General features: G+C 70.9%; 2 protein-coding genes and 1 pseudogene. All 3 read right to left on the bottom strand.

From position 1 onward, the window contains the following. A pseudogene (locus IJH84_RS15330) lies at positions 1–407 on the bottom strand (protein translocase subunit SecD); the annotation flags it as partial. 380 nt (positions 408–787) lie between these two features. Further along, positions 788–1,270: a preprotein translocase subunit YajC gene (gene yajC, locus IJH84_RS15325; RefSeq protein WP_295145586.1), complete on the bottom strand. Its 483-nt coding sequence runs from the start codon at positions 1,268–1,270 to the stop codon at positions 788–790. 351 nt (positions 1,271–1,621) lie between these two features. After that, positions 1,622–2,698 (bottom strand): Holliday junction branch migration DNA helicase RuvB, encoded by a 1,077-nt coding sequence (gene ruvB, locus IJH84_RS15320; RefSeq protein WP_295145588.1) that lies wholly within the window; start codon positions 2,696–2,698, stop codon positions 1,622–1,624. Between the last annotated feature and the right edge of the window lie 64 nt (positions 2,699–2,762).

The following is a 2,762-nucleotide window of genomic DNA, read 5'->3' as shown; positions in this document are numbered from 1 at the left end:
GGCCCGCCGGGCGGCGGCGCGGGCGTGTTCGGGACCGCCTGCGCGACCTTGCGGAAGTTCAGTTCCGCGGTCTGGCCGAGCTGCTTGGCGTCCTCACCACCGGAACCCGGCACCGTGATCACCAGGTTCGAGCCGTCCTGGCTGACCTCGGAGCCGCTGATGCCCATGCCGTTGACCCGCGTCTCGATGATCTGGCGGGCCTGGTCCAGGGATTCCTTGGGCGGTGGCTGCCCGGTGGGCGTGCGCGCGGTCAGCGTCACGCGAGTGCCGCCCTGCAGGTCGATGCCCAGCTTCGGCGTCGGCTTCTGGTCCCCGGTCAGGAACACCAGCGAGTACAGCGCGCCGACGACCAGCAAGAAGATGAGCAGATAACGCCCTGGGCGGAGCTGCCCGGCCGGAGGTGCCACGGTGCGTCGGTCTCCTGTCCACGGTCTACGAACACGATCGATTCCGCCGCGCCGCGACGGGACCGATGATCACGGTACGCGCTTTCGAGACGTGCACGCGCACCGATGGAACTGCGTGAATTCCCCGTTCAGTCTGCCAGCCGGGCACCGCGGCGGAGTTCGCCGGGGGCGCGGCGGCACGACGTGCGAAGACGGTTCGCCCACGCCGGTGCGCCGAATTGCTCGTGACTGCCGTGGAATTGCAGTGGCCGGTTCGATCGGCACCGCGCGGGACCGGGTGGGACTTCGAGAAGCCCGCACCCATCCGCAGCGCGCCAGTACCCGCCCGAAGGCGGGTTGCGTGCGTCCCGGCACCGGTGCGCCCGGTGCCGGGCAGCGCCTCAGCTGGTCTTCTGCTTCTCGATCGGCTCGGCGACCTCGGCCCCGGACTCGGTCGCCTTGGCCTCGCCGGTCTCGGACTCGGTGGTCTCGGCCTTCGCAGTCTCGGTCTTGGACTCGGTGCTTTCGGCCTCGCCGGTCTTGGCGGCCTTGGACTCGTCGGAAGCCTCCGCGGTGTCGTCCTCGGCCGTGTCCGCGGCGGCCTGCTCGCCGTCGGAGTCCTGCTCGGTGTCGACCTTCTCCCGGATCGCGGCGGACAGCCAGGTGGTGACCACGCCGGGCGAGATCTCCAGGTCCACGCTGTTGTCCGCGGTCGAGACCACGGTGCCGAACAGGCCGGACGTGGTCATCACGCGGTCTCCGGCGGTCAGCGAGTTCTGCAGCTTCTGCTGCTCCTGGTTCGCCTTCTTCTGCCTGCGGATCTGCATGTAGAACATGACCGCGAACAGCACGATCAGCAGGGGCAGCAACAGTTGAGGATCCATCATGCTCCGTTCGGCGGGCGCCGCAGAAACCGCCCGGCCCTCGACCTGGGCGCCCGAATTGTTCGGATGTGCGGTTACCAGTGTGCCAGCCGCGTCGAGCAGGACGCCGCCGCCTGCGGATCGCCGGACTCGACCGACCGCGTGCACGCGGAGCCGCCGAGATGGCGAGCGTTGCGGCAAGCTCCACCGGGGTCGTCAGCGGGCGTGAGCATACCGGTGCCGGGGTGGCAACTTTCACAGCCCGTCGATCTCGGCCGGACGCCGATCAGCGCGCGCTCCCGGCGAACCGGGCAGCGCGATCTCGACGGTCAGCGGTGCCCAGCGACTCGGTTCGCCCAGGAGGTCACCAGGCTATTCCTCGGCGGCGTCGAACAGCGCCGCCTGCGTCTCACCGGGGGCGTTCTGCGGCGGCGTCAGCCCGACGTGCTGCCAGGCCGCGACCGTGGCCATCCGGCCGCGCGGGGTGCGGGCGAGCATTCCGGCACGGACCAGGTACGGCTCGCAGACTTCCTCGACCGTGCTCGGCTCCTCGCCCACCGCGACCGCCAGCGTGGTGACGCCGACCGGTCCGCCGTGGAACGAGCGGACCAAGGCCGAGAGCACGGCGCGGTCGAGCCGGTCCAGGCCGAGTTCGTCGACGTCGTAGACCTCCAGCGCGGCCCGTGCGACTTCGTGCGTCACCGCGCCGTCGGCGCGCACCTCGGCGTAGTCGCGCACCCGGCGCAGCAACCGGTTGGCGATCCTTGGAGTGCCGCGCGAGCGGCCGGCGATCTCGGTGGCACCGTCCGGGCGCAGGTCGATGCCGAGGATCTCGGCGGATCGGCGCACCACCAGATCCAGTTCCTCCGGCGAGTAGAACTCCATGTGCGCGGTGAAGCCGAAGCGGTCGCGCAGCGGGCCGGTCAGCGTGCCGGACCTGGTGGTGGCCCCCACCAGCGTGAACGGAGCGATCTCCAGCGGGATGCTGGTGGCGCCGGGCCCTTTGCCGACCACCACGTCCACCCGGTAGTCCTCCATCGCCAGGTACAGCATCTCCTCGGCGGGCCGGGCGATGCGGTGGAGCTCGTCGATGAACAGCACGTCGCCCTCGGCGAGGTTGGACAGCATCGCCGCGAGGTCGCCGGGACGTGCCAGCGCCGGGCCGGAGGTCACCCGGATCGAGGCGTCCAGCTCGCTGGCCATGATCATCGCGAGGCTGGTCTTGCCCAGCCCCGGCGGACCGGAGAACAGCACGTGGTCGGGTTGCTCGCCGCGGTTGATCGCACCGCGCAGCACCAGTTGGAGCTGTTCGCGCACCCGCGGCTGGCCGACGAACTCGTCGAGCTTGCGCGGCCGCAAGGTCGTTTCGAGATCGCGTTCGGTGGGCTCTTGGTGCGGGGTCAGCGGCCCTTCGCCGGGCGCGTTGCCAGGGGTTTCGTCCTCGTGCATCAGTCCGTCCGCACCGTCGGCCGCGGCCGCGCGCCCGGCCCCGGCATCACTTCGGCCCCAGTTC

The sequence above is a fragment of the Saccharopolyspora sp. genome (genome assembly GCF_017434145.1).
Lineage (GTDB): Bacteria > Actinomycetota > Actinomycetes > Mycobacteriales > Pseudonocardiaceae > Saccharopolyspora_C > Saccharopolyspora_C galaxeae.
Note: the sequence above shows the minus strand (reverse complement) of the source record. Positions and strands in the feature narration are given on the sequence as shown.